This window comes from Azospirillum sp. UFLA03-27, assembly GCF_059803775.1.
In genome coordinates this window covers 1-1,184 of the sequence record NZ_JAUQTX010000508.1, presented here as the reverse complement: position 1 = coordinate 1,184, position 1,184 = coordinate 1, and the positions used below count along the sequence as shown (strand labels likewise).

The 1,184-nt window shown below is 64.4% G+C and carries 1 protein-coding gene; it reads right to left on the bottom strand.

Annotated features, from left to right (window positions below; translation table 11 throughout):
• Window positions 1-88: 88 nt before the first annotated feature.
• Window positions 89-1,039, bottom strand: coding sequence for an ABC transporter substrate-binding protein (locus Q4I23_RS32760; protein ID WP_038529852.1), 951 nt, complete (start codon window positions 1,037-1,039; stop codon window positions 89-91).
• Window positions 1,040-1,184 lie beyond the last annotated feature (145 nt).

The window sequence follows — 1,184 nt, the reverse complement described above, 5'->3', positions numbered from 1 at the left end:
CTACACTCGCGTATAAGCGTCGGCAGCGTCAGATGTGTATAAGAGACCGGGGCCGGGGTGGGGGCAACGGCAGCAGAAACGTACCGTCTTACTTCACGAAGGACGTGTCGGTCATGCTGTCCAGGCTCGGCGGGGCCTTGCGGATCAGCTTGGCCTCCAGCATCACGTCCTGGACCTCCTTGATGAAGGTCGGCATGGTCTTGGTCAGATACTCGACGTTGCCGGCCTTGTCGTACCAGAGCACGGTCTTGGCGGAGCTGGCGAACTGTTCCGGCGTCTGGTTGACGTCGCGGGCCATGATCTCGAAGGCCTTCTTCTCGTCCTTCTTGATCTCGTCCAGCGCCTCGAACCAGCTGTCGACGAAGGCCTTCACGACCTTCGGGTTCTTCTGGATGTAGTCGGGCTGGAAGGCCAGCGTGTCGATGATGACGCCCGGCGTCTGGTCCGACGTGACGATGATCTTGCCGTTGGCCTCGCGGACCTTGGACAGGTACGGCTCGTAGGTCACGGCGGCGTCGAACTGGCCGGCGACGAAGGCGTTGGCGGCGTCGGACGGCTGGAGGTTGACGGTCTGCACCTCGCCGATCGACAGGCCGTTCTTCTTCAGCACATAGGCCAGCCAGAACTGCGGCACGCCGCCATACTGCACGGCCACCTGCTTGCCCTTCAGGTCGGCGAGGCTGTTGACCGCGTCGCGCACGACGATGCCGTCGCCGCCGTGCGAGCTGTCGAGCACCAGCACCTGAGTCACGTCCACGCCAGAGGAGGCGTAGAGCAGGTGCGTGTCCACCGTGGTGGTGATCGCCTGCACCTCGCCCGCCGCCATCGCCTGGTGGCGGTTGGAGGTCGGCATCTTCTTGATCTCGACCTCAATGCCGTTCTTTTTGAAGATGCCGGTTTCCTTGGCCAGCGTGATCGGTGCGAAGCCGGTCCAGCCGCTCATCGCCACGGTCACCTTGGTCTGCGCCGAGGCCGAAACCGCGCACAGCCCGGCGACGGCCGCCGCCAGGGCTCCGGCCATCCACGACGTCTTCCTCATGATCCCCCGCTCCCGGTTCTGAAGGTGTCTTTTGATGGCGCCGGGCGGCGACCCGCCGCCCACGCATCCGTGTGCCGCATTGTGCACGCCCGCGGGGCGGGTGGGAAGCTGTCTCTTATACACATCTGACGCTGCCGACGATTAT

Coding starts and splice junctions, on each gene's coding strand:
- Q4I23_RS32760 (WP_038529852.1), bottom strand. CDS start 1,039: ATGAGGAAGACGTCGTGGATGGCCGGAGCCCTGGCGGCGGCCGTCGCC.